Source organism: Amycolatopsis pretoriensis (genome assembly GCF_900107925.1).
Taxonomy (GTDB): domain Bacteria; phylum Actinomycetota; class Actinomycetes; order Mycobacteriales; family Pseudonocardiaceae; genus Amycolatopsis; species Amycolatopsis pretoriensis.
This window is the reverse complement of the sequence record NZ_FNUJ01000011.1, coordinates 122459-141331: the sequence shown is the minus strand read 5'-3', so window position 1 is coordinate 141331 and position 18873 is coordinate 122459. Positions and strand designations below refer to the sequence as shown.

Here is an 18873-nt window from a genome sequence, read left to right as displayed (position 1 = left end):
GCGGCAGAATGCCTTCATGCTTGAGTCGACCGAACACGCCCTGCTCCGCCGGATCGCCCACGAGCAGGCCGCCTGCCGGGCTCCCTCGCTGGTCGCCGCCGTGGTGCGGGACGGGGAGATCGTCTGGTCCGGGGCCCGGGGCCGCGTCGGCGACCGGCCGCCCGGCACCGACACCCAGTACCGGCTGGGCTCGATCACCAAGACCCTCGTCGCGACCGCCGTCATGCGGCTGCGCGACGAAGGCCTGCTCGACCTCAACGACCCGCTCGAGAAGCACGTCCCGGGCACGCCGTTCGGCGCCGCGACCGTCGCGCAGCTGCTGTCGCACACCTCCGGCCTGACGTCCGAATCGCCCGGTCTGTGGTGGGAGCGCACGCCCGGCGGCGACTGGGACGCGCTCGTCGGGAGCCTGGCCGAGGGTGCGACCAAGCACCGGCCGGGCGCGCGGTTCCACTACTCGAACGTCGGCTACGGCGTGCTCGGCGAGCTGATCTCGCGCCACCGCGGCAAGGGCTGGCTTTCCGTGCTCGACGAGGAGGTCCTCGGCCCGCTCGGGATGACCCGCACGACGCCGCACCCGACCGGCGCGCACGCGGACGGCTTCGCCGTGCACCCCTTCGCCGACGTCCTCCTGCCGGAGCCCAGCCCGGACGCCGGCGCGATGGCGCCCGCCGGCCAGCTGTGGTCGACGGCGAAGGACCTCGGCCGCTGGACGGCGTTCCTCGGCGGCTACGGCGGCGGCGTGCTGTCCACCGAGACCCTCGAGCAGATGCGGACGATGGTCACCGTCGACGACACCGACGTCTGGACGACGGGATTCGGCCTCGGCCTGATGCTGGTGCGCTACCAGGGCCGCCGGCTGGCCGGCCACACCGGCTCGATGCCGGGCTTCCTGGCCGTGACGCTGGTGGACCCGGTCGCGCAGACGGGCGCGCTGGTGCTCACGAACTCGACGTCCGGCGTCGGCATCACCCAGCTCTGCCTGGACCTGATCACGATGACCGACGACCTGGAGCCGCGACTGCCGGCCGAGTGGCAGCCGGCGGCGGTCGACCCGGCGCTGCTGGCGCTGACCGGCCTCTGGCACTGGGGGCCGACGCCGTACCACCTGCGCATCCAGGGCGACGGGCTGCTGTTGCTGGCCCCGGCCGAGGGAGCGGGACGCAGTTCGCGGTTCCGCGCGACGGGGCGTGACACGTACGTCGGGCTCGACGGGTACTACGCGGGCGAGACGCTGGAGGTGGGCCGGGACGCGGAGGGGGTGGCAACGCACCTGGACCTGGCGACGTTCATCTTCACGCGCACGCCGTACGACCCGGCGGCGCCGGTGCCGGGCGGTGTCGACGGCTGGCACTGACTCGCCCGGACGTCATGAACGACTCTTTCAGGGCGCCGGACGCGGTGAACGACTCGTTCATGACGTCGCGGCCGGCATCCGCGCCGACCCGCCGGGCCCCGCTCACACCCCCAGGGTGGTGAGCGGGGCCCGCAAGCCAGTGCAGGAACCTACCGGCGCCCGGAACCGGCGGGAACCGTGTTTTTACCCCCACGGCCCGCGTGCCCGATGGTCCCGACGGCGTAGCTGTCCCCGTCCGGCAAACCGGCGACCAGGTGTTCCGACGGCCAGCCGGCCAGCCACAGCCGGCGCCGGCCGGCCAGCTCGGCCGCGATGTCCGGCGGCGTCACGGGCAGGTGGAACCGGATCCGGACGTCGTCCGGCAACACCGCCCAGCCGTCCACCGGCTCGCCCGGGCGCACGTCGAACGACGCGGCCGCGACCGGCGTCCACCGGTCGGTCGCGAGGCAGCGGGCCGGGCCCGCGAGGTCGGACCGCCACACCGCAAGCGCCACCACGGCCACCCCGCCGGCGATCGGGATGAACCACGGCAGCCAGCCGCCGGTCAGGACGATGGCACCGGCCTCGAGGGCGAGCAGCCCGGCGCCGGCCGACCACACCGCGGCGGTCGCCGCCCACAGGCGCCGCCGCAGGCTCGCGCGCCGGGTCGACGGCCGCCTCGGCACCAGCCGGGAAGCGGCGAACGCCGTCCCGCCCCCGAAGATCGCGACGACCACCCCGGCGTTGACCACGTCGGCGCCGTGGGGCGGGTGGGCGAACAGCGCGGCCACGATCACCGCGTCCAGCAGCGCCAAGCCTCCGAGACCGGCCAGGATCAGGCCCCGGCGCCGGGCGGGCAGCTCACCGGTGAGCCACCACGGCAGCCGCCGGACGAACACCAGCACGAGGGTCACGGCCAGCCCGATCGGCAGCCCGATGGTGGTCTCCGGCGTCCAGCCGCCGTTCGCCACCAGGTGCACGACGGTGATCCCGCCCAAGCTCCACAACAGCCACCACCGCGGCGCTCCCTCCCCGTTCACGGCCGTGAAGCTACCGAGCGTCCCCGGGTCGCGGACAGCGGTTTTACCCCCACGGCCCGCCGCGAGAAGCCGCCGGACGGGCTAGCCCCCTACAGTCGACGGCGGGCGTCCCGGTGCCCGGAACACCTCTTGTTTCACATATTGGACACCAAAGAACCACCTTCACCAGCCGCATCCCGACCTGAGAGACTGGCCACATGACCGACGCTGAGTTGACCATCCCCGCAGACCTCAAGCCGGCCGACGGCCGCTTCGGCTGCGGACCGTCGAAGGTCCGCGCCGAGCAGCTGAGCGCCCTGGCGGAGTCCGGCTCCACCTACCTCGGCACGTCGCACCGGCAGAAGCCGGTCAAGTCCCTCGTCGGGCGCGTGCGGGCGGGCCTGGCCGAGCTGTTCTCCCTGCCCGAGGGCTACGAAGTCGTCCTCGGCAACGGCGGCACCACGGCGTTCTGGGACGCGGCCGCCTTCGGCCTGGTCCGCGAGCGCGCCCAGCACTTCACCTACGGCGAGTTCTCCTCGAAGTTCGCCACCGTGACCAAGGGCGCGCCGTTCCTGGCCGACCCGATCGTCACCAAGGCCGAGCCGGGCAGCGCGCCCGAGATCGTCTACGAAGCCGGCGCCGACCTCGTCGGCTGGGCGCACAACGAGACGTCCACCGGTGTGGCCGTGCCGGTCCGCCGTCCCGAAGGCAGTGGCGACGCGCTCGTCGCGATCGACGCCACCTCGGGCGCCGGCGGGCTCCCGGTCAAGGCCGAGGACTTCGACGTCTACTACTTCGCGCCGCAGAAGTCCTTCGCCGCGGACGGCGGGCTCTGGATCGCGCTCGCCTCGCCCGCCGCGGTCGAGCGGATCGGCGAGATCGGCGGCGGCGACCGCTGGATCCCCGAGTTCCTGTCGCTGACCACCGCGCTGGACAACTCCCGCAAGGACCAGACGTACAACACCCCGGCCGTGGCCACGCTGTTCCTGCTCGCCGAGCAGATCGAGTGGATGAACGGCCAGGGCGGTCTCGCCTGGACGACCGCGCGCACGAAGGACTCGTCGTCGCGGCTGTACGAGTGGGCCGAGAAGACGAGCTACACCACGCCGTTCGTGAAGGACCCGGACCTGCGCTCGCAGGTCGTCGGCACCGTGGACTTCACCGACGACGTCGACGCCGCCGCGGTGGCGAAGGTGCTGCGCGCCAACGGGATCGTCGACACCGAGCCGTACCGCAAGCTGGGCCGCAACCAGCTGCGCGTCGGCCTGTTCCCGGCCATCGACCCGGACGACATCACGAAGCTCACGCAGAGCATCGAGTACGTCGTCGAGCGGCTCAGCTGACTTTGTCCGTGAATGGCACATTGACGGACTCAGCGTCCCTCGATGTGCCATTCACGGCTTTCAGACGGGGTGCGGCGAACGCGGCGAGGACCAGCAGGACCAGGCCGAACAGCTCGTAGGACTCCGTCGCGAGCCACCAGCCCACCGAGGGCGCCGGGCGCGGCGCGAACCACATCGGCCCGACGATGAACAACGCCAGTCCCGCCGCGACGACCGCGGCCGCCACCCACCGGATCGCCCGGTCGAAGCGCCACGCGTACCACCCGGCGAGCACCAGGATCGGCACGCACCACGTCCAGTGGTGGGTCCACGAGATCGGCGAGACCAGCAGCCCGCCGAGCGCGCACGCGGTGAGCCCGAGCACCGGTTCGGCGCGCGCGATGATCACCGCGACCAGGGCCATCACCACCAGCGCGGCCAGCACCCAAGCGAACTCCGGCCAGCCGGCACGCACGGTCAAGCCGTGCAGCGACTGGTTGCCCACGTAGTCGACGCCGCCGATGCGGCCCGCGTCGAAGACCAGCTTCGTCCAGTACGTGACGGACGCCGACGGCCGGATCAGCCACAGCAGCGCCCCGGCCGCGACGAACCCGGCGACCACGCGCGCGGCCGAGCGGAAGTCGCGGCGGAAGAGGAAGTAGACGACGAAGACGGCCGGCGTCAGCTTGATCGCCGCCGCCACGCCGATGAGCAGGCCCTTCGTCCGCTTGCGGTCACCGGGGAGCAGGACGTCGAGGACGGCCAGGACCATGAGCAGCGCGTTGATCTGGCCGAAGCCGAGCGTCGAGCGCACCGGCTCCAGCAGGGCCCCGGCGAGCTGCGCGCCGATCGCGACCAGGGCGGCGACCGCGCGGCCGTTGACCTTCGAGGCGTCGGTGAGCGAGCCGTTGAGCGTCGCGACGTAGAGGTAGGCGACGACGCCGGTCGCGACGATCGACGCGATGCTGACCAGCTTCATCGTGACGGCGAAGGGCAGCAGCGTGCCGGGCCAGAACGCGGCCGCGGCGAACGGCGTGTAGGTGAACGGCAGCAGGATCTGGTGCGTGGTCGGCACCCAGGCGTCGTACGGCGAGCCCTGCTCGGCCAGCGCCTTGGCCCCGCCGAGGTAGACCTCGAGGTCCAGGCCGTCGAACCGCTTGAGGACCAGGACCACCACGACGGCGGCGATTTCGAGTACCGCGAGCGACCACGCCAGCTTCCGCCCAGTCAACGCGCCCCCTCGAACCCAGGTCTTCGACCGGCCGAGATTACCGGGCGCTCAGCAGCAGCTGTGCACCGGCAAGCCCACTGACCTGGCGTTCGCCCCCGCGCTCGTCGACGCTTCGACGTCGGCCAGCAGGCGGTCCAGCGCCGCGCGGTCGTACACCCGCCCGGCCGCGACGACCGTGTCGATCCGCCGGATCGCGCGGATGTCGGCCAGGGGGTTCGCGTCGAGGAGCACCAGGTCGGCCACCTTGCCGGGGGCGATCGTGCCCGCCGTCGCGGACCGGCCGAGGAACGCCGCCGCGTCGCGGGTCGCCACCTGCAGCGCCCGCCGCGGGGACAGTCCGGCGTCGACCAGGTGCGCCAGCTCGTCGTGCAGGCTGAAGCCGGGGAAGACGTACGGGTTCAGGCAGTCCGTGCCGGCGAGGAGGGGGACGCCGGCCCGGTGCGCCGCGCCGACCAGCTCCACCTGCGCGTCGAAGTAGGCAGCCTGCTGCGCGATCTCCTCGGGGGTGACCGGCGTGCGGATCCGCGCCTGCTCGACCCAGGCGTCCCGCACGTCCCGCGGCACGTACTTCAGCCGCGGGTCGTGCGCGTAGGTGTCGAGCGGCGAACACAGCACCTTGTTGACGGCCATCGTCGGGCTCAGCCGGGTTTCGTTTCCCACGAGCCGGCCGAAGAACTCCTGGGCGCGCCACGGGCTGAACGCCTCGGTCGCGCGCCGGTCCAGCTCCCGGGCGAGGACGAAGAAGGACCGCCGGTCCGCCGGGTCGAACGGCGTCGCGGCCAGCGTCCGGAGGAACTCGTCCCGGTGCGCCGACGTGTAGAGCGGGACGCCGAAGAGGTGCTCGAAGCTGCGCTGGCCGGCGTCGCTCGCGACCGGTTGCGGGACGCGGTACGGCCAGTGCCCGGCGAACGGCAGCCCGGCCCGGCGGCACTCGTCGGCGACCGCCGCGAAAGCCTCCGCGCCCAGGTAGGAGTACACCTTGACGAAGTCGGCGCCCTCGGCCACCGCGGTCCGGACGGCCGCGCGCGCCTCGGCCGCCGTCGCCACTGTCGTCACGGGCGGCTGCAGCATGGAGACGGGACCGTCGATGATCGAGCTGCCCATGACGACCCGCGGACCGGCCAGCTCGCCGCGGACGATCTTGTCGCGGGTCGCGCGGTTTTCGGGGTAGCCCCACATCTCGCGGATCCCGGTGACGCCGTTGGCCAGGTGCAGCGGCGGGAAGATCGCCTCGAGGTCGAGGCCGTGGGTGTGCAGGTCCCAGAGGCCGGGCACGAGGTAGCGGCCCCGGCCGTCGACGGTCCGGACCCCGGTCGGCGACGGCAGGTGCGCGGCGGGACCGGTCCAGGCGATCCGGTCGCCGACCAGCACGACGGCCGAGTCCGGGAGGGGCGGGCCGTCGGTGCCGTCGACGAGGGTGGCCCCGAGGACGACGACGGGTTCCGAGCCGGCCGCGGCGGCCTCCTGGGCGAAGACGGCGGGGGCGATCCCCGCGGTGGCGAGCCCCGCGCCGGCGGCTGCCAGCCCACGGAGGAAGTCACGCCGGTTCGCCTCGACCCGCACCACAGCGGCCCCCTTCGCTCGGGTTCGCCGCTCATTCAACCCGCCGGGCGAGGGGCAGGAATCTCCCAGCGTGCGGTGTTCCGGATCCGCACGCTCGGAGGTAGCGGGCGCCGGGCCAGTGCACGCACCAGGGCGGAGCTTTCCCTACGAAAGCTCCGTCCCGGTCCCACTCGGGGGCGGCACTTTCACGTGAAAGTGCCGCCCCCGGCCGTCAGGCCAGGGCTTGGGTCGGCGCCAGCCGGGCCGCGCGGACCGCCGGGTACGCCCCCGCGATCGCCCCCACCAGGGCCGCCACGCCGACGCCGCCGGCCAGCGTGGCCCACGGCAGGACCGCCGGCCAGCCCTGGCTCAGCGCGTACCCCGCCGTCACCAGCACGCCGGCCAGCACCCCCGCCAGCCCGCCCAGCCCGGACAACAACACCGACTCCGCCAGGAACTGGCCGCGGATCTGCCTCTTCGTCGCCCCGAGCGCGCGCCGCAGGCCGATCTCACGTCTCCTCTCCAGCACCGAAATCACCATCGTGTTCGCCACCCCGACCCCGCCGACCAGCAGCGCGACGCCACCCAAGCCCAGGAACAGCGCGCTGTACGTCGTGTCCGTGAGCTTCTGCGCGGCGAGAGCGTCCGACGGGCGGCGGACCTCGACCTCGTTCGGCGCCTGCGGGTTCAGCGTCGCACCCAGCACCGAGCGCACACCGTCCACTTGCGACTGTTCCGCACGGACGTACACAGTGGACGGATGGCCGTCGAACCCGAGCAGCCGCTTCGCGACGTCCCAGCCGACCAGCACCGACCGCTCGACCTCCGGGGCCAGCGGCATCGGCGAAAGGATCCCGACCACCGTGAACCACTGCGTCCCGATCAGCACCTGCGGCGGCCGCGCCGGGTCGACGTGGTCGATGCCGAGGCGGGCCGCGGCCTGCGAGCCGAGCACGGTCACCGGGTAGTCCTGGTTGCCCGCCGCGAGAAAGGCACCGACGCGCACCTTCCCGCCGAGCACGGCCAGCAGGTCCGGCTTCGCCGCGTACACCGCGAGCCCGGACGTGTCGTCCGGCGCGATCTTGTCGCTGCGCCGCACGCTCGCCGACGTGTTCCCCGTGCCGCTGGCCGCCTGGACCGGCCCGATCCGCTTGGCCATCGGGACGGCGTCGTCGGGCAGCGTCGCGTCCTGCCCGAAGAGCGTCTGCCCCGGCCCGGCGGTGAGCAGGTTCGTGCCGAGCGCGGCCAGCCGGTCGTGCAGGGCCTGCGCGCCGGACGCCGGGATCGCGAGCACGGCGACCATCGCCGCGACGCCGATCGCGATGCCCAGCGCGGAAAGCACCGCGCGCACCGGCCGCGTCCGCATGCCGTGGGCCCCGAGCGCGACGACGTCCGGCGGCTTGAGCCGGGCCGGTTCCGGCAGCAGCACCGCGGTCACCGCGCACCCACCAGGCCGGTGTCGAGGCGCAGGTGCCCGTCGAGCAGCTCGATCCGGCGCGGCATGCCCGCCGCGATCTCGCGGTCGTGGGTGATCACGACGATCGTGGTCCCATCCGCGGACAACTCGCCCAACAACGAAAGCACGGACGCGCCGGTGCCGGTGTCGAGGTTGCCGGTCGGCTCGTCGGCCAGCAGGATCGACGGCTCGTTGACGACGGCCCGCGCGATCGCGACGCGCTGGCGTTCCCCACCGGACAGCTCCCCCGGCCGGTGCCACGCCCGGTGTCCCAGCTTGACGCGGTCGAGCGCGGCCAAGGCCCGGTCGCGCCGCCGTCGCCGCGGCACCCCCGCGTACAGCAGGCCGGTGCACACGTTGTCCACCGCACTCATCCCTTCGTCGAGGAAGAACTGCTGGAACACGAACCCGATCCAGCGCGAGCGCAGCGCCGAGACCTTCCGGTCCGGCAGCGCGGCGACGTCGTGACCGTGCAGTTCGACGCGCCCCGACGACGGCCGGTCCAGCGTGCCCATCAGGTGCAGCAGCGTGGACTTCCCGGACCCGGACGGCCCGACGATCGCCACCATCTCGCCGTTTTCCAGCGACAGCGAGACGCCGTCGAGCGCGGCCACCCCGCCGGGGTAGGTGCGCGTGACCTCGTGGACGCGCAGCACGGGCGTCACGACGTCGTCACCACCCGCAGGCCCGCGGTCAGCCCGTTCCCGGTGACCTCGACCTTGCCGCCGCTGAACAGTCCGGTTTGGACACCGATCAGCCGCCGCTGCCCGTTTTCGTCGACCTCGACGGCGTAACCGCCCTCGGCGAGCGCGAGCAGCGCGCCGACCGGAACCGCCAGCACGCCGGAGTGGACGTCCTTGGTGAACCGGACACTCGCCGGCGCCGAATCGAGCGTGCCCCCGGCCGCCGGGTCGTCCAGCTTGACGGTCACGGTGATCTTGGGCTTGCCGTCGTCCTGGCCGGCGGCGTCCTTGCCCTCGACGGCGGTCCGCCCGACGTCGGTGATCGTGCCCTGCGTCGTCTTCCCGTTGATCGTCACCGACGCCTTCGCGCCCTGCTGCGCGAGATCCTGCTTCGCCGCGTCCAGTTTCACCTGCACCGAACGGACGGTTCCGCTGGTCTTGAGCACCTCGCCCTGCGCGGGCGAGCCCGGCTTCGCCGACAGCGCCGACACGCGGACCTCGCCCGCCGCGAGCACGACGTCACCCTGGCCGAACGCGCCGGTCTGCTCCAGCCCCAGCGACTTCTGCCACTTCTTCAGCGCGGCCGCCGTCGCCGAGGTGAACTTCTTGTCCGGCGTGCCGAACCCGCCGAAGCCGCACGCCTTGAGGTTCTCCTCCAGCTGCTTGACGTCGGCGCCGTCGTCCGCGCCCGTGGCGAGGTCGCGGTAGAAGGGCAGCGTCCCGTAGAACAGCGGCACCGGCTTCGCGTCCACTCCGTACACCGCCTGGCAGCGGGTGATCTTGGCGCCGGCTTCGGGCAACGACGTGATCGTGCCCGGCTTGCGGCCCTGGACGCTCGACTCGTCGCCGTACCCGAGCGTGCCGTCGGCTTCCTCTTCCTCGCTGAGGTCGGTCTTGACGACCTCGGCCGTCTCGACCGGCGGCGGCGCGGCCTCCTTGACCGGTGTCGCGCTCGACACGCGCGTCAGGACCACGACGGAGCTGGTGCCCAGCACCACGACGAGGACCGCGCCGGCGACGAACCAACGCGTCCGGCCGCGGCGGCGGGGCTTGAGGTGGGTCACTTCGGTCACTTGCCCGCCGCCTCGGAGTGGACGGACATGCCCAAACCGCACGCCTTCGCGGCGGCTTCGAACTTCTTCGGGTCGTCGCCCGGTCCGCCGATCCGGGTCGCGCCCTTGCCGGTCGGGTCGGGGTCCGGCATGTCGATGCCGTGCTCACGCATGCACTTGGCCTGCTGGCGCATCTTGTCGAGCTCCTCGGCGCTCGGCGGCTTCATCTCGCCGCCGTTGGGCATGAGGTGCTTGCACGCGTTCTGCGCGGTGTCGATCTTCCCCTTGTCCGCGCCGTCGCCGCCCAGGGTGATCGCCATGCCGCCGCCGTCGCCCGCCGGTTTCGGGTCGGGCATGTCGACGCCGTGCTCGCGCATGCACTTGGCGAAGTCGCGCATCTTGTCCTCGTCGCTCTTGCCGCTGTTGTCGGCGGCGGTGGGGCCGCCCGACTTCGGCGGCGTCGAGATCGACGCGACCTTCGACCCGTCGTCGCCCTTCGCGCCGCAGCCCCCGAGCAGCAGCGCCGCCCCGAGCGCCGCGACGAAGATCCGTGTCCGCATGGCTCGCTCCTTTCGTCCGATGGGTGCCAGGTCTACGGATCGGGGGATTCGGGCGCGCTAAGCGACGTCGCTTATGCGCTCCTTATGGCCTCCCTGCGCAGACTGGGTGAGTGCGCGTGCTGGTGGTGGAGGACGAACGGCTGCTGGCCGACTCGGTCGCGGAGGGGCTGCGGCGGTTCTCGATGGCCGTCGACGTCTGCTACGACGGCGAGCAGGCCCTGGAACGCGTCGGCGTGCACGGCTACGACGTCGTGGTGCTGGACCGCGACCTGCCGAAGGTGCACGGCGACGCCGTCTGCGCCGCGGTCGTGCGGGCCGGTGGCGAGGCGCGGGTGCTGATGCTGACCGCGGCCGCCGACGTCACCGACCGCGTCGCCGGCCTGGGCCTCGGCGCCGACGACTACCTGACGAAGCCGTTCGCGTTCGCCGAGCTGGTCGCCCGCGTGCAGGCGCTGTCGCGGCGCGCGCGGCCGGCGTTGCCGCCGGTGCTGGAGCGCGGCGGCGTCGTGCTCGACCTGCCGCGGCACCAGGCCGCCCGCGACGGCCGGTTCCTGCTGCTCTCGCCGAAGGAGTTCGCCGTGCTGGAGGTGCTCATGCGGGCCGAGGGCGCGGTGGTCAGCGCCGAAGACCTGCTGGAGAAGGCGTGGGACGAGCACGCCGACCCGTTCACGAACGCGGTGCGCGTCGCGGTGATGACGTTGCGGCGCAAGCTCGGCGACCCGCCGGTGATCGAGACCGTGCCCGGCGCCGGCTACCGGTTCGGCACGCCGTGAACGCGCTGTCGGTCCGGACGAAGCTGACCGCCTGGTACGGCGGGCTCTTCCTGCTCGCCGGGCTGGTGCTGGTCGTCATCAACTACCTGCTGGTGCAGAGCACGCTGCCGGACCCGGCCCGGGTCGCCTCGACGACGATCGGCTCGGCCGACGCCACCTACGGCATCGCGGCCGGCACGCCCTTGCCGTCCGAAGGCGTGGCGGTGCGGCTGCTCAGCGGGTCGCTGGACGAGTACCGCTCCTCGACGCTGTCCACGCTGGTCGTCGGTTCGGCGATCGCGCTGGTGGTGACGGCGGCGCTGGCCGTGCTGTTCGGCTGGCTGATGGCGGGCCGCGCGCTGCGGCCGTTGCACGACATCACGTCGGCGGCGCGACGGTTGGAGGCGGGCAAGCTCGATCGGCGGATCAACCTGGAGGGCCCGCCGGACGAGCTGAAGGAGCTGGCGGACACCTTCGACGGCATGCTCGACCGGCTCGCGGAGTCGTTCGACAGCCAGAAGCGGTTCGTCGCCAACGCGTCCCACGAGCTGCGGACGCCCCTGGCCGTGCAGCGGACGCTGGTCGAGGTGGCGATGGCCGACCCGGACGCGGCGCCGGAGCTGCGGAAGCTCGGCACGCACCTGCTGCACACGAACGAGCGCAGCGAACGGATGATCGAGGGCCTGCTGGTGCTGGCCCGCAGCGACCGCGGCCTGCAGGCGCGGGCACCCGTCCGGCTCGACGAAGTGGTGCGGGCGGTGGTCCGGGCGACCGCGGCGTCGGCGGAGGCGGCCGGGGTGGCGGTCGAGACCCGCCTGCGGCCGCGCGTGGTGGCGGGCGACCCGGTGCTGCTCGAGCGGCTGGTGACGAACCTGGTGGTCAACGCGATCACGTACAACGCCTCGGGCGGCTGGGTGTACGTCGAAGTCCGCGGGGATCCGGCTCTGGAGGTCCGGAATTCGGGGCCGGTGGTGCCACCCGAGGCCGTGCCGACGCTGTTCGAGCCGTTCCGCCGGGTGGGGTCGGAGCGGACCGGCGACACGCGCAACGCGGGGCTGGGGCTGTCGATCGTGCGCTCGGTGACGTCGGCGCACGGGGGTTGGGCCGACGCCCAGCCCGGGCGGCGTGGCGGGCTCACCGTGACGGTCCGGCTGCCGCCTTCTTGATCCACTCGATCGTGACTGACCGTGTCCGGCGTGTCACACAGCAGCCGCTGACCTGGGTGACCCATGATGCGGGAGTCGCTAAGTGAACAGTGGGCAGTTCGATGCGGACTCGGCGCGCCTCGCACGTCAAGCCGACGCGCCGTTCTAACGTGGGCACCCACAACGGTGAAGAAGATCGGGGAGGCGAGAACAATGCGGGCGCTGCGAGTGGTCGGGCTGCACGAGGACGGCAAGTCCATCGTGCTCGAAGACCCGGCGAGCCGTACTCGTTTCCTGCTCCCGGCCGATGAGCGACTGCGCGCGGCGGCGCGAGGTGACATCACCCGCCTCGGCCAGATCGAAATCGAGTTGGAGAGCCAGATGCGCCCACGCGAGATCCAGCAGCGCATCCGCGCCGGCGAGTCCGTCGAGCAGGTCGCCGCGAGCGCGGGTGTGTCGACCCAGCGCGTCGAGCGCTACGCCTACCCCGTCCTGCTCGAGCGGTCCCGGACCGCCGAGCTCGCCCAGAGCGCCCACCCGGTCCGCGAAGACGGCCCCGACGTGCAGACGCTCGGCGAGGTCGTCGCGTACGGCTTCGGCGTCCGCGGGCACGACTACTCGCAGGCCACCTGGGACTCCTGGAAGGGCGACGACGGCCGCTGGGTCGTCGTGCTGCGGTGGAAGGCCGGGCGGTCGGACAACCGCGCGCACTGGGCGTTCTCGCCCGGGGCGCACGGCGGCACGGTCGTGGCGCTCGACGAGAACGCCGAGGTCCTGCTCGACCCGAACGCCTACCGCGCCCCCCGCACGGTCCGCGCCCTCGAGCCGGCCCGCGAAACGGAGTTCCAGCCGACGCTGGACTCGGTGGAGCCGGAACGCGCCGAGCTGCCGGCCGCCGAGCCGGACCCGGACGACGACACCCGCGAGATCCCCCGCGTCCCGGCGGATCCGGAAGAGGACCACGCCGACCAGCCGCGGCCGAAGGCCAAGAAGAACCACCCGATCGTGCCGTCCTGGGAGGACGTGCTGCTCGGGGTCCGCTCGCAGCGCGGCTAATCCAGCCGCGCGGCGAGCGTCTTCGGCGCCACCTGCCGGTAGGCCTCACGCACGATCCGTTCGATCTCGCCCCAGTCGACGTCGACGTCCAGCCGCACGCCCAGCCACCCGTGGTGCCCGACGTAGGCCGGCCGGAAGAACCGTTCGGGCTCGGTCCGCACGAGCTCTTCCTGCACCCCGGGCGGCGCCGGGCACCAGAAGGCGAGCCGGCCGTCGCCGTGGTGGTCGTTCTGGAACATGACGAAGGTCTTCTTGCCGCGCACGAACCAGGCGGGCGTGCCGTGGCTGAGCCGCTCGGTCGCTTCGGGCAGGGCCAGGCACAACGTCCGCAAGGCGTCCAGCTGCCGCATGGGAACAGGCTAAACGCGTCAGAAAGCGATCACCAGCACGCCGACCCACGCGATCACGACGCCGCCCGCCGCACCATACGCGGCCCACCGCAGGATCGGCGTCCGGCGGATCAGCCACAGCGACGGCGTGATCCCGGCCGTCACGACGACCGACGCCACCAAGGCCAGCCACCCGCTCGTCTCCCGCGCCAGCGTCGACGCCAGCGCCAGCATCGCCACCACGACCACGGCCGCGATGAACGCCGACACCGTCAACCCGGTCAGCCACGGCGTCGGCTCCCCCGGCGGACCGATCGGCCCGAGCACGGTCCGCACGAACTTCCGGCCGGTCGCGCCCTCGCGCGGGGGCGGCTCGACGACCGTGTCGGCGCCCGTCACCGGGTCCACGAACCGGACCGTCGTGCCCATCACCGAGGCGAGCCGGCCGGCCAGCTGCCGGCCGCGCTGCGAAACGACCGCGCCCGCTTCCGCCCCGGAACCCGCCGAAACCGCGGACGCCACGCGCGCCCACTCGTGCAGCGCCTGCGCCAGGTCGGCGCCGATCGCGAGCTTGTGCGGGTCGACCTCGCGCGCCTGTTCCCCGCCCGGTCCGGCCAGCACGGCGCGCTCACCGCGGATCCGCAGCTCCATGAACCGGAACCTTAGTCGGCCCGCGCCAGTTCGTAGAAGGCCACGGCGGCGGCCGTCGCGATGTTGAGGGAGTCGACTCCGGCCGGCATGGGTATCCGGACGGCGTGATCAGCCGCCGCCAGCGCCGTTTCCGTCAGCCCGGGACCTTCGGCGCCGAACAGCAGGGCCACCCGGCCGGGCGCGTGCGTCCGCAGGTCGCGCAGCGGGATCGAACCCGGCCGCGGCGTGAACGCGGCGACGGCGAACCCGCGCGCCCGCAGGTCGTCGAGCCCGCCCGGCCAGTCCGCGAGGTGCCCGAACGGCACGCGCAGGACGTGTCCCATCGACACGCGCACGCTGCGCCGGTACAGCGGGTCGGAGCAGCCGGGGCCGAGCAGGACGCCGCCGACGCCGAGCGCGGCCGCGTTGCGGAAGAGCGCGCCGAGGTTTTCGTGGTCACCGACGCCTTCCAGCACGGCGATCGTGCCCGCGCCGGCGACGACGTCGGAAACCGTCAGCGGCGCCGGCCGGTCCGCGACGGCGAGGACCCCGCGGTTGAGGTGGAAGCCGACGATCCCGGCCATCGTGCCGGCCGAGGCGGCGTACTGGGGCACGTCGAGGCCGACGAGGTCGTCCGCCAGTTCGGCGAACCGCCGTTCGACGCCGAGCAGCGCCCGTACCGGGTACCGGGACGCCAGCAGCCGGGACACCACGACGGTGCCCTCGGCGATGACGAGTCCCTTGCCACCCGGGCGGTCCGGGCGGCGGTCCGCTGTGGACAGGTCGCGGAAATCGTCGACGCGCGGGTCGTCGATTTCGTCGATGTGGATCACGCCCATCCGCCCAGTGTGTCACCCGCTTGCCGGGCGCTTCACTGGTCCGAACGTCGAGCCGCGAGTGGTACGAACGGGGTCATTTTGCTGTCAGTTAACTCGTCGTGACGGAGAGCACCAGTTTGGCCGCTAGCACGGGTGCATCGCCTGTGTAACGGTTGTCCGCCAGGACTTGAAACACGTCCTAGTTCACGCCGACGCACGAAGCAGGGATGGTCATGGGGATGGACCTCGCGGCTCAATCGTTCAACACACTGGACCGCGGGCGGTACCGCCGCAAGGTGCAGCGTTGCCTGGACACGTTGGCCCGCATGCTCACCGATGGCAGTTTTTCGTTCCCCCGCAAGAACATCGGCCTCGAAGTCGAGCTGAACCTCGTCGACCGCGAGCTGCGCCCGTCGATGACGAACACCGCCGTGCTGGAAGCGCTGGACGACCCGTCGTTCACCACCGAACTGGGCCAGCACAACATCGAGCTGAACGTGCCGCCGCGGCCGCTGGCCGGGGATTCCGCGCTCCAGCTCGAAGACGACCTGCGCGCGTACCTCGCGACGGCGGCGTCGAAGGCCCGCGACACCGGGTCGCAGCTGGCCATGATCGGCGTCCTGCCGACGTTGAAGCACGAGCACTTCGACCAGAAGTGGCTCACCAACAAGGCCCGGTACTCCACGCTGAACGACCAGATCTTCGCCGCGCGCGGCGAACGCACGGTGCTGGCGATGGAAGGCGCGGCCCTGCCGGGCCAGCAGCCCGAACGCCTGCGCAGCTACGCGGAGTCGATCCTGCCGGAGGCCGCGTGCACCAGCGTGCAGCTGCACCTGCAGGTCGCGCCCGAGGAGTTCGCGGCGCACTGGAACGCGGCGCAGTGCCTGGCGGGGCCGCAGATCGCGCTCGCGACGAACTCGCCGTTCCTGCTGGGGAAAGCACTCTGGCACGAGACGCGGATCCCGCTGTTCCTGCAGGCGACCGACACCCGGCCCGAGGAGCTGAAGAACCAGGGCGTGCGCCCCCGCGTGTGGTTCGGCGAGCGCTGGATCACGTCGATCTTCGACCTGTTCGAGGAGAACGTCCGCTACTTCCCCGGCCTGCTCCCGGAAACCGACGCCGAAGACCCGATCGAGGCGCTCGACGCGGGACAGGCGCCGAAGCTGACCGAGCTGCGCATGCACAACGGGACGATCTGGCGCTGGAACCGTCCGGTGTACGACGTCGTGGACGGCCTGCCGCACCTGCGCGTGGAAAACCGCGTGCTGCCCGCCGGGCCGACGGTGGTCGACACGGTCGCGAACGCGGCGTTCTTCTACGGCGCCCAGCGCGCGCTCGCCGAGGCGGAACGCCCGGTGTGGAGCCAGATGTCCTTCCAGGCGGCGGAGGAAAACCTCTACGCCGGGGCCCGCCGCGGGTTCGAGGCGCAGCTGTACTGGCCGGGCATCGGCTGGATCCCGCCGGACGAGCTGGCGCTGCGCGTGCTGCTCCCGCTCGCCCACGAGGGCCTGCGCCGCTCCGACGTCTCCGACGAAGCCCGCGAGCGCTACCTGGGCATCATCGAGCGGCGGTGCCTCGCGCGGCGGACGGGGGCGACCTGGCAGCGCGACTACGTCCTGCGCGCGCAGGAACGCGGGCTCGACCGGGAAGAGGCGCTGACCCGCATGCTGGGCCGCTATCTGGAGCTGTCGGAGTCCGGCGAGCCGGTGCACACCTGGCAGTTGTCGGACTGACAACAGCGTAGCTTTCACGTGAAAGCTACGCTCCCGCTAGCCTGGGTCGATGCCGAAGATTCTCGGTGAGTCGCTGGAGGCGCACCGGCGCGAAGTCCGCACGCGGGTCTTCGAAGTCCTGCGCGCCCAGCTGTACGAACGCGGCTTCGACGCGATCACGCTCGCCGGCGTCGCGTCGGCGGCCGGAGTGGGCCGGACCGCGCTCTACAACCACTTCCCCGACAAGGAAAGCCTGCTGGTCGCCTTCGTCGAGGACGAGGCCGCCCGGTACGTCACGCGGCTGACCGAAGCCGTCGAAGCCCAAGCCGATCCGGTCGGCCAGCTCGCGACGTTCGTCCGGCTGCAGCTGCGCGTGCTGGCCGAGTACCACATGCCGCCGGGCACGGCGCTCGCGTCGGCGCTGGCCCCCGCGGCCTACCGCCGGATCAGCGCGCACGCCGACCCGATCACCGACCGGCTGCGCGCGATCCTGGCCGGCGGCGTCGACCTCGGGCGCTGGCCCGCCGAGGACCCGGACGTCCTGATCCCGATGATCACCGCGGCGCTGGGCAACCGGACGCTCGTCGACGGGCCCTCCGAGCAGCTGGAAGAGGTGATCGAAGCCGCGGTCCGGTTCGTGCTGCGGGCGGTCGGCGCGACGATTTAGGGTAGCCTAACCCGGAAATATGCCCTACGATCTTTCTGACAGCGTGTCAGATCGATCGCCGGGAGGCTGCCCCCATGACGGTGACCACGGACGCTCGCCCGTTCTCGGCGACCCTGCGCGCGTCGACGCTCGAGGTGCACGAGAAGGCGAACTACTCGACGTACATGCGGGCCCTGCTCGGCGGCGAGCTGACGCAGGAGGGCTACACCCAGCTGGCGATCCAGTACTACTTCGTCTACGGCGCCATCGAGGCGGCGAGCGACCGCATGGCGGGCGACGCGGTCGGCGGCGAGTTCGTCTTCGACGAGCTGCGGCGGTTGCCGAACCTGGAGCGCGACCTGGCCCACCTGGTCGGCCCGGACTGGCGCTCGACGATCTCACCGCTCGCTTCCACCCAGGCATACGTCGCACGGGTCGAGGAGGCGTCGTCGTGGGCCGGCGGGTACGTCGCCCACCACTACACGCGCTACCTCGGCGACATCGCCGGCGGCCAGGCCATCCGGCGGCTGCTGGAGCGCCAGTACGACGTCGCCGAAGCGGGCACGCTCTTCTACCACTTCGAGGGGATCGGCAGCGCCCCGCGTTTCCGGGACGCCTACCGCGCGAAGCTGGACAACGCGCCCTGGGACGAGGCCGAGCGCGCACGGGTGATCGACGAGACGCTGGTGGCGTTCGAGTGCAACGTCGCCGTCTTCGAGGAGCTGGCTTCGCGCCTCGAAGACTTCCGTGCCTGATCTCACAGCTCGTTGACCTCTAGTTAGGTCCAGGTAGCAGGCTCGGTTTCGGGTGCCGGACCCTCGGGTACGCCACTTGCAGAGCCGCCGTCCCGGATGGTGACGGCCACGTGCCCCCGCTCGCCGCGGAGAGGCGTGTGCTACTAGGTTCGATACCGGAAACTTGTGTCGAAGACAGAAGGAGGGCCAATGGCCCGCTACGAGCTCCCCGATCTCGACTACGACTACAGCGCCCTCGCGCCGCACATCTCCGGCGAGATCAACGAGCTGCACCACAGCAAGCACCACGCGACCTACGTCAAGGGCGCGAACGACACGCTGGACAAGCTCGAAGCCGCTCGCGAAGCGAACGACTTCGGCTCGATCGTCGGCCTGGAGACCACGCTGGCCTTCAACCTGGCCGGCCACGCCAACCACGTCGTGTGGTGGAAGATCCTGTCGCCGGAAGGTGGCGACAAGCCGACCGGCGAGCTGGCCGCGGCGATCGACGAGGCGTTCGGCTCCTTCGACAAGTTCAAGGCGCAGTTCACCGCCGTCTCGACCACGATCCAGGGCAACGGCTGGGGCGCGCTCTCCTGGGACCCGATCGGCAAGACGCTGATCACCCAGCAGCTGCGCGACCACCACAACAACCTGATCCTGCCGACCGTGCCGATCCTGCTGGTCGACGTCTGGGAGCACGCGTTCTACCTGGACTACAAGAACGTGAAGCCGGACTACGTCAAGGCCCTGTGGAACATCTTCAACTGGGCCGAGATCTCCAAGCGGTTCGACAACGCCGTCGCGGGCGGCAACGGCCTGCTGCTCGGCTGAGTTCTTCGCGCTGACG

Annotated in this window: 19 protein-coding genes; 9 read left to right on the top strand and 10 right to left on the bottom strand. The window is 72.2% G+C overall.

Annotation, left to right across the window (positions count from 1 at the left end; all coding sequences use genetic code 11):
* The first annotated feature begins 16 nt into the window (after window positions 1–16).
* Window positions 17–1357 (top strand): serine hydrolase domain-containing protein, encoded by a 1341-nt coding sequence (locus BLV96_RS39965; protein WP_086680234.1) that lies wholly within the window; start codon window positions 17–19, stop codon window positions 1355–1357.
* A 149-nt stretch (window positions 1358–1506) separates the two neighbouring features.
* Here the strand turns inward: BLV96_RS39965 and BLV96_RS39960 are convergent, their stop codons facing one another.
* Window positions 1507–2376 (bottom strand): hypothetical protein, encoded by an 870-nt coding sequence (locus BLV96_RS39960; protein WP_143051091.1) that lies wholly within the window; start codon window positions 2374–2376, stop codon window positions 1507–1509.
* Window positions 2377–2573: 197 nt separating this feature from the next.
* Between BLV96_RS39960 and serC the strand changes: the two genes are divergently transcribed.
* Window positions 2574–3698 carry a phosphoserine transaminase gene (gene serC, locus BLV96_RS39955; RefSeq protein WP_086680230.1) on the top strand — a complete coding sequence of 375 codons (1125 nt, stop codon included), beginning with the start codon at window positions 2574–2576 and terminating at the stop codon, window positions 3696–3698.
* Here serC and BLV96_RS39950 read toward each other — a convergent pair.
* The 6 genes from BLV96_RS39950 to BLV96_RS39925 all read right to left on the bottom strand — a co-directional run bounded on the left by BLV96_RS39950 (window position 3691) and on the right by BLV96_RS39925 (window position 10201).
* Window positions 3691–4908 (bottom strand): glycosyltransferase 87 family protein, encoded by a 1218-nt coding sequence (locus BLV96_RS39950; protein ID WP_244180847.1) that lies wholly within the window; start codon window positions 4906–4908, stop codon window positions 3691–3693. The two genes, serC and BLV96_RS39950, sit on opposite strands and share 8 nt — an antisense overlap.
* 48 nt (window positions 4909–4956) lie before the next feature.
* Window positions 4957–6474, bottom strand: coding sequence for an amidohydrolase family protein (locus BLV96_RS39945; RefSeq protein WP_244180846.1), 1518 nt, complete (start codon window positions 6472–6474; stop codon window positions 4957–4959).
* A gap of 208 nt (window positions 6475–6682) precedes the next feature.
* A complete protein-coding gene (locus BLV96_RS39940) occupies window positions 6683–7888 on the bottom strand; it encodes an ABC transporter permease (protein ID WP_086680228.1) in 1206 nt (401 codons plus the stop codon).
* A complete protein-coding gene (locus tag BLV96_RS39935; protein ID WP_086680226.1) occupies window positions 7885–8571 on the bottom strand; it encodes an ABC transporter ATP-binding protein in 687 nt (228 codons plus the stop codon). The genes BLV96_RS39940 and BLV96_RS39935 overlap by 4 nt, the downstream gene beginning before the upstream one ends.
* A complete protein-coding gene (locus BLV96_RS39930) occupies window positions 8568–9662 on the bottom strand; it encodes a peptidoglycan-binding protein (RefSeq protein ID WP_208608453.1) in 1095 nt (364 codons plus the stop codon). The genes BLV96_RS39935 and BLV96_RS39930 overlap by 4 nt, the downstream gene beginning before the upstream one ends.
* The gene (locus BLV96_RS39925) at window positions 9659–10201 is read right to left on the bottom strand and encodes a hypothetical protein (RefSeq protein ID WP_086675162.1); all 543 of its coding nucleotides are present in this window, start codon (window positions 10199–10201) and stop codon (window positions 9659–9661) included. The genes BLV96_RS39930 and BLV96_RS39925 overlap by 4 nt, the downstream gene beginning before the upstream one ends.
* Before the next feature lie 110 nt (window positions 10202–10311).
* Between BLV96_RS39925 and BLV96_RS39920 the strand changes: the two genes are divergently transcribed.
* From BLV96_RS39920 to sepH, 3 genes are all read left to right on the top strand, one after another.
* Window positions 10312–10974, top strand: a complete 663-nt coding sequence (locus BLV96_RS39920; RefSeq protein ID WP_086675163.1) for a response regulator transcription factor — start codon at window positions 10312–10314, stop codon at window positions 10972–10974.
* A complete protein-coding gene (locus BLV96_RS39915) occupies window positions 10971–12119 on the top strand; it encodes a sensor histidine kinase (RefSeq protein ID WP_086675164.1) in 1149 nt (382 codons plus the stop codon). The genes BLV96_RS39920 and BLV96_RS39915 overlap by 4 nt, the downstream gene beginning before the upstream one ends.
* A 192-nt stretch (window positions 12120–12311) precedes the next feature.
* Window positions 12312–13154: a septation protein SepH gene (gene sepH / locus BLV96_RS39910; protein WP_086675165.1), complete on the top strand. Its 843-nt coding sequence runs from the start codon at window positions 12312–12314 to the stop codon at window positions 13152–13154.
* Here sepH and BLV96_RS39905 read toward each other — a convergent pair.
* Genes BLV96_RS39905 through BLV96_RS39895 form a run of 3 tightly spaced genes read right to left on the bottom strand, consistent with a single transcriptional unit; the run spans window position 13151 to window position 14952 of the window.
* A complete protein-coding gene (locus BLV96_RS39905; protein WP_086675166.1) occupies window positions 13151–13504 on the bottom strand; it encodes an MmcQ/YjbR family DNA-binding protein in 354 nt (117 codons plus the stop codon). The two genes, sepH and BLV96_RS39905, sit on opposite strands and share 4 nt — an antisense overlap.
* A gap of 18 nt (window positions 13505–13522) precedes the next feature.
* Window positions 13523–14134, bottom strand: coding sequence for a DUF2537 domain-containing protein (locus tag BLV96_RS39900; protein WP_086675167.1), 612 nt, complete (start codon window positions 14132–14134; stop codon window positions 13523–13525).
* Between the two features lie 11 nt (window positions 14135–14145).
* Window positions 14146–14952 (bottom strand): TrmH family RNA methyltransferase, encoded by an 807-nt coding sequence (locus BLV96_RS39895; protein ID WP_086675168.1) that lies wholly within the window; start codon window positions 14950–14952, stop codon window positions 14146–14148.
* A 212-nt stretch (window positions 14953–15164) separates the two neighbouring features.
* Between BLV96_RS39895 and BLV96_RS39890 the strand changes: the two genes are divergently transcribed.
* The 4 genes from BLV96_RS39890 (at window position 15165) to BLV96_RS39875 (ending at window position 18857) form a co-directional block, all read left to right on the top strand.
* Window positions 15165–16664 carry a glutamate-cysteine ligase family protein gene (locus tag BLV96_RS39890; protein WP_208608452.1) on the top strand — a complete coding sequence of 500 codons (1500 nt, stop codon included), beginning with the start codon at window positions 15165–15167 and terminating at the stop codon, window positions 16662–16664.
* Window positions 16665–16713: 49 nt separating this feature from the next.
* Window positions 16714–17310, top strand: a complete 597-nt coding sequence (locus BLV96_RS39885) for a TetR/AcrR family transcriptional regulator (protein WP_086675170.1) — start codon at window positions 16714–16716, stop codon at window positions 17308–17310.
* Window positions 17311–17384: 74 nt separating this feature from the next.
* The gene (locus BLV96_RS39880) at window positions 17385–18044 is read left to right on the top strand and encodes a biliverdin-producing heme oxygenase (protein WP_086675171.1); all 660 of its coding nucleotides are present in this window, start codon (window positions 17385–17387) and stop codon (window positions 18042–18044) included.
* A 189-nt stretch (window positions 18045–18233) separates the two neighbouring features.
* A complete protein-coding gene (locus tag BLV96_RS39875; RefSeq protein WP_086675172.1) occupies window positions 18234–18857 on the top strand; it encodes a superoxide dismutase in 624 nt (207 codons plus the stop codon).
* The last annotated feature ends 16 nt before the right edge of the window (window positions 18858–18873 follow it).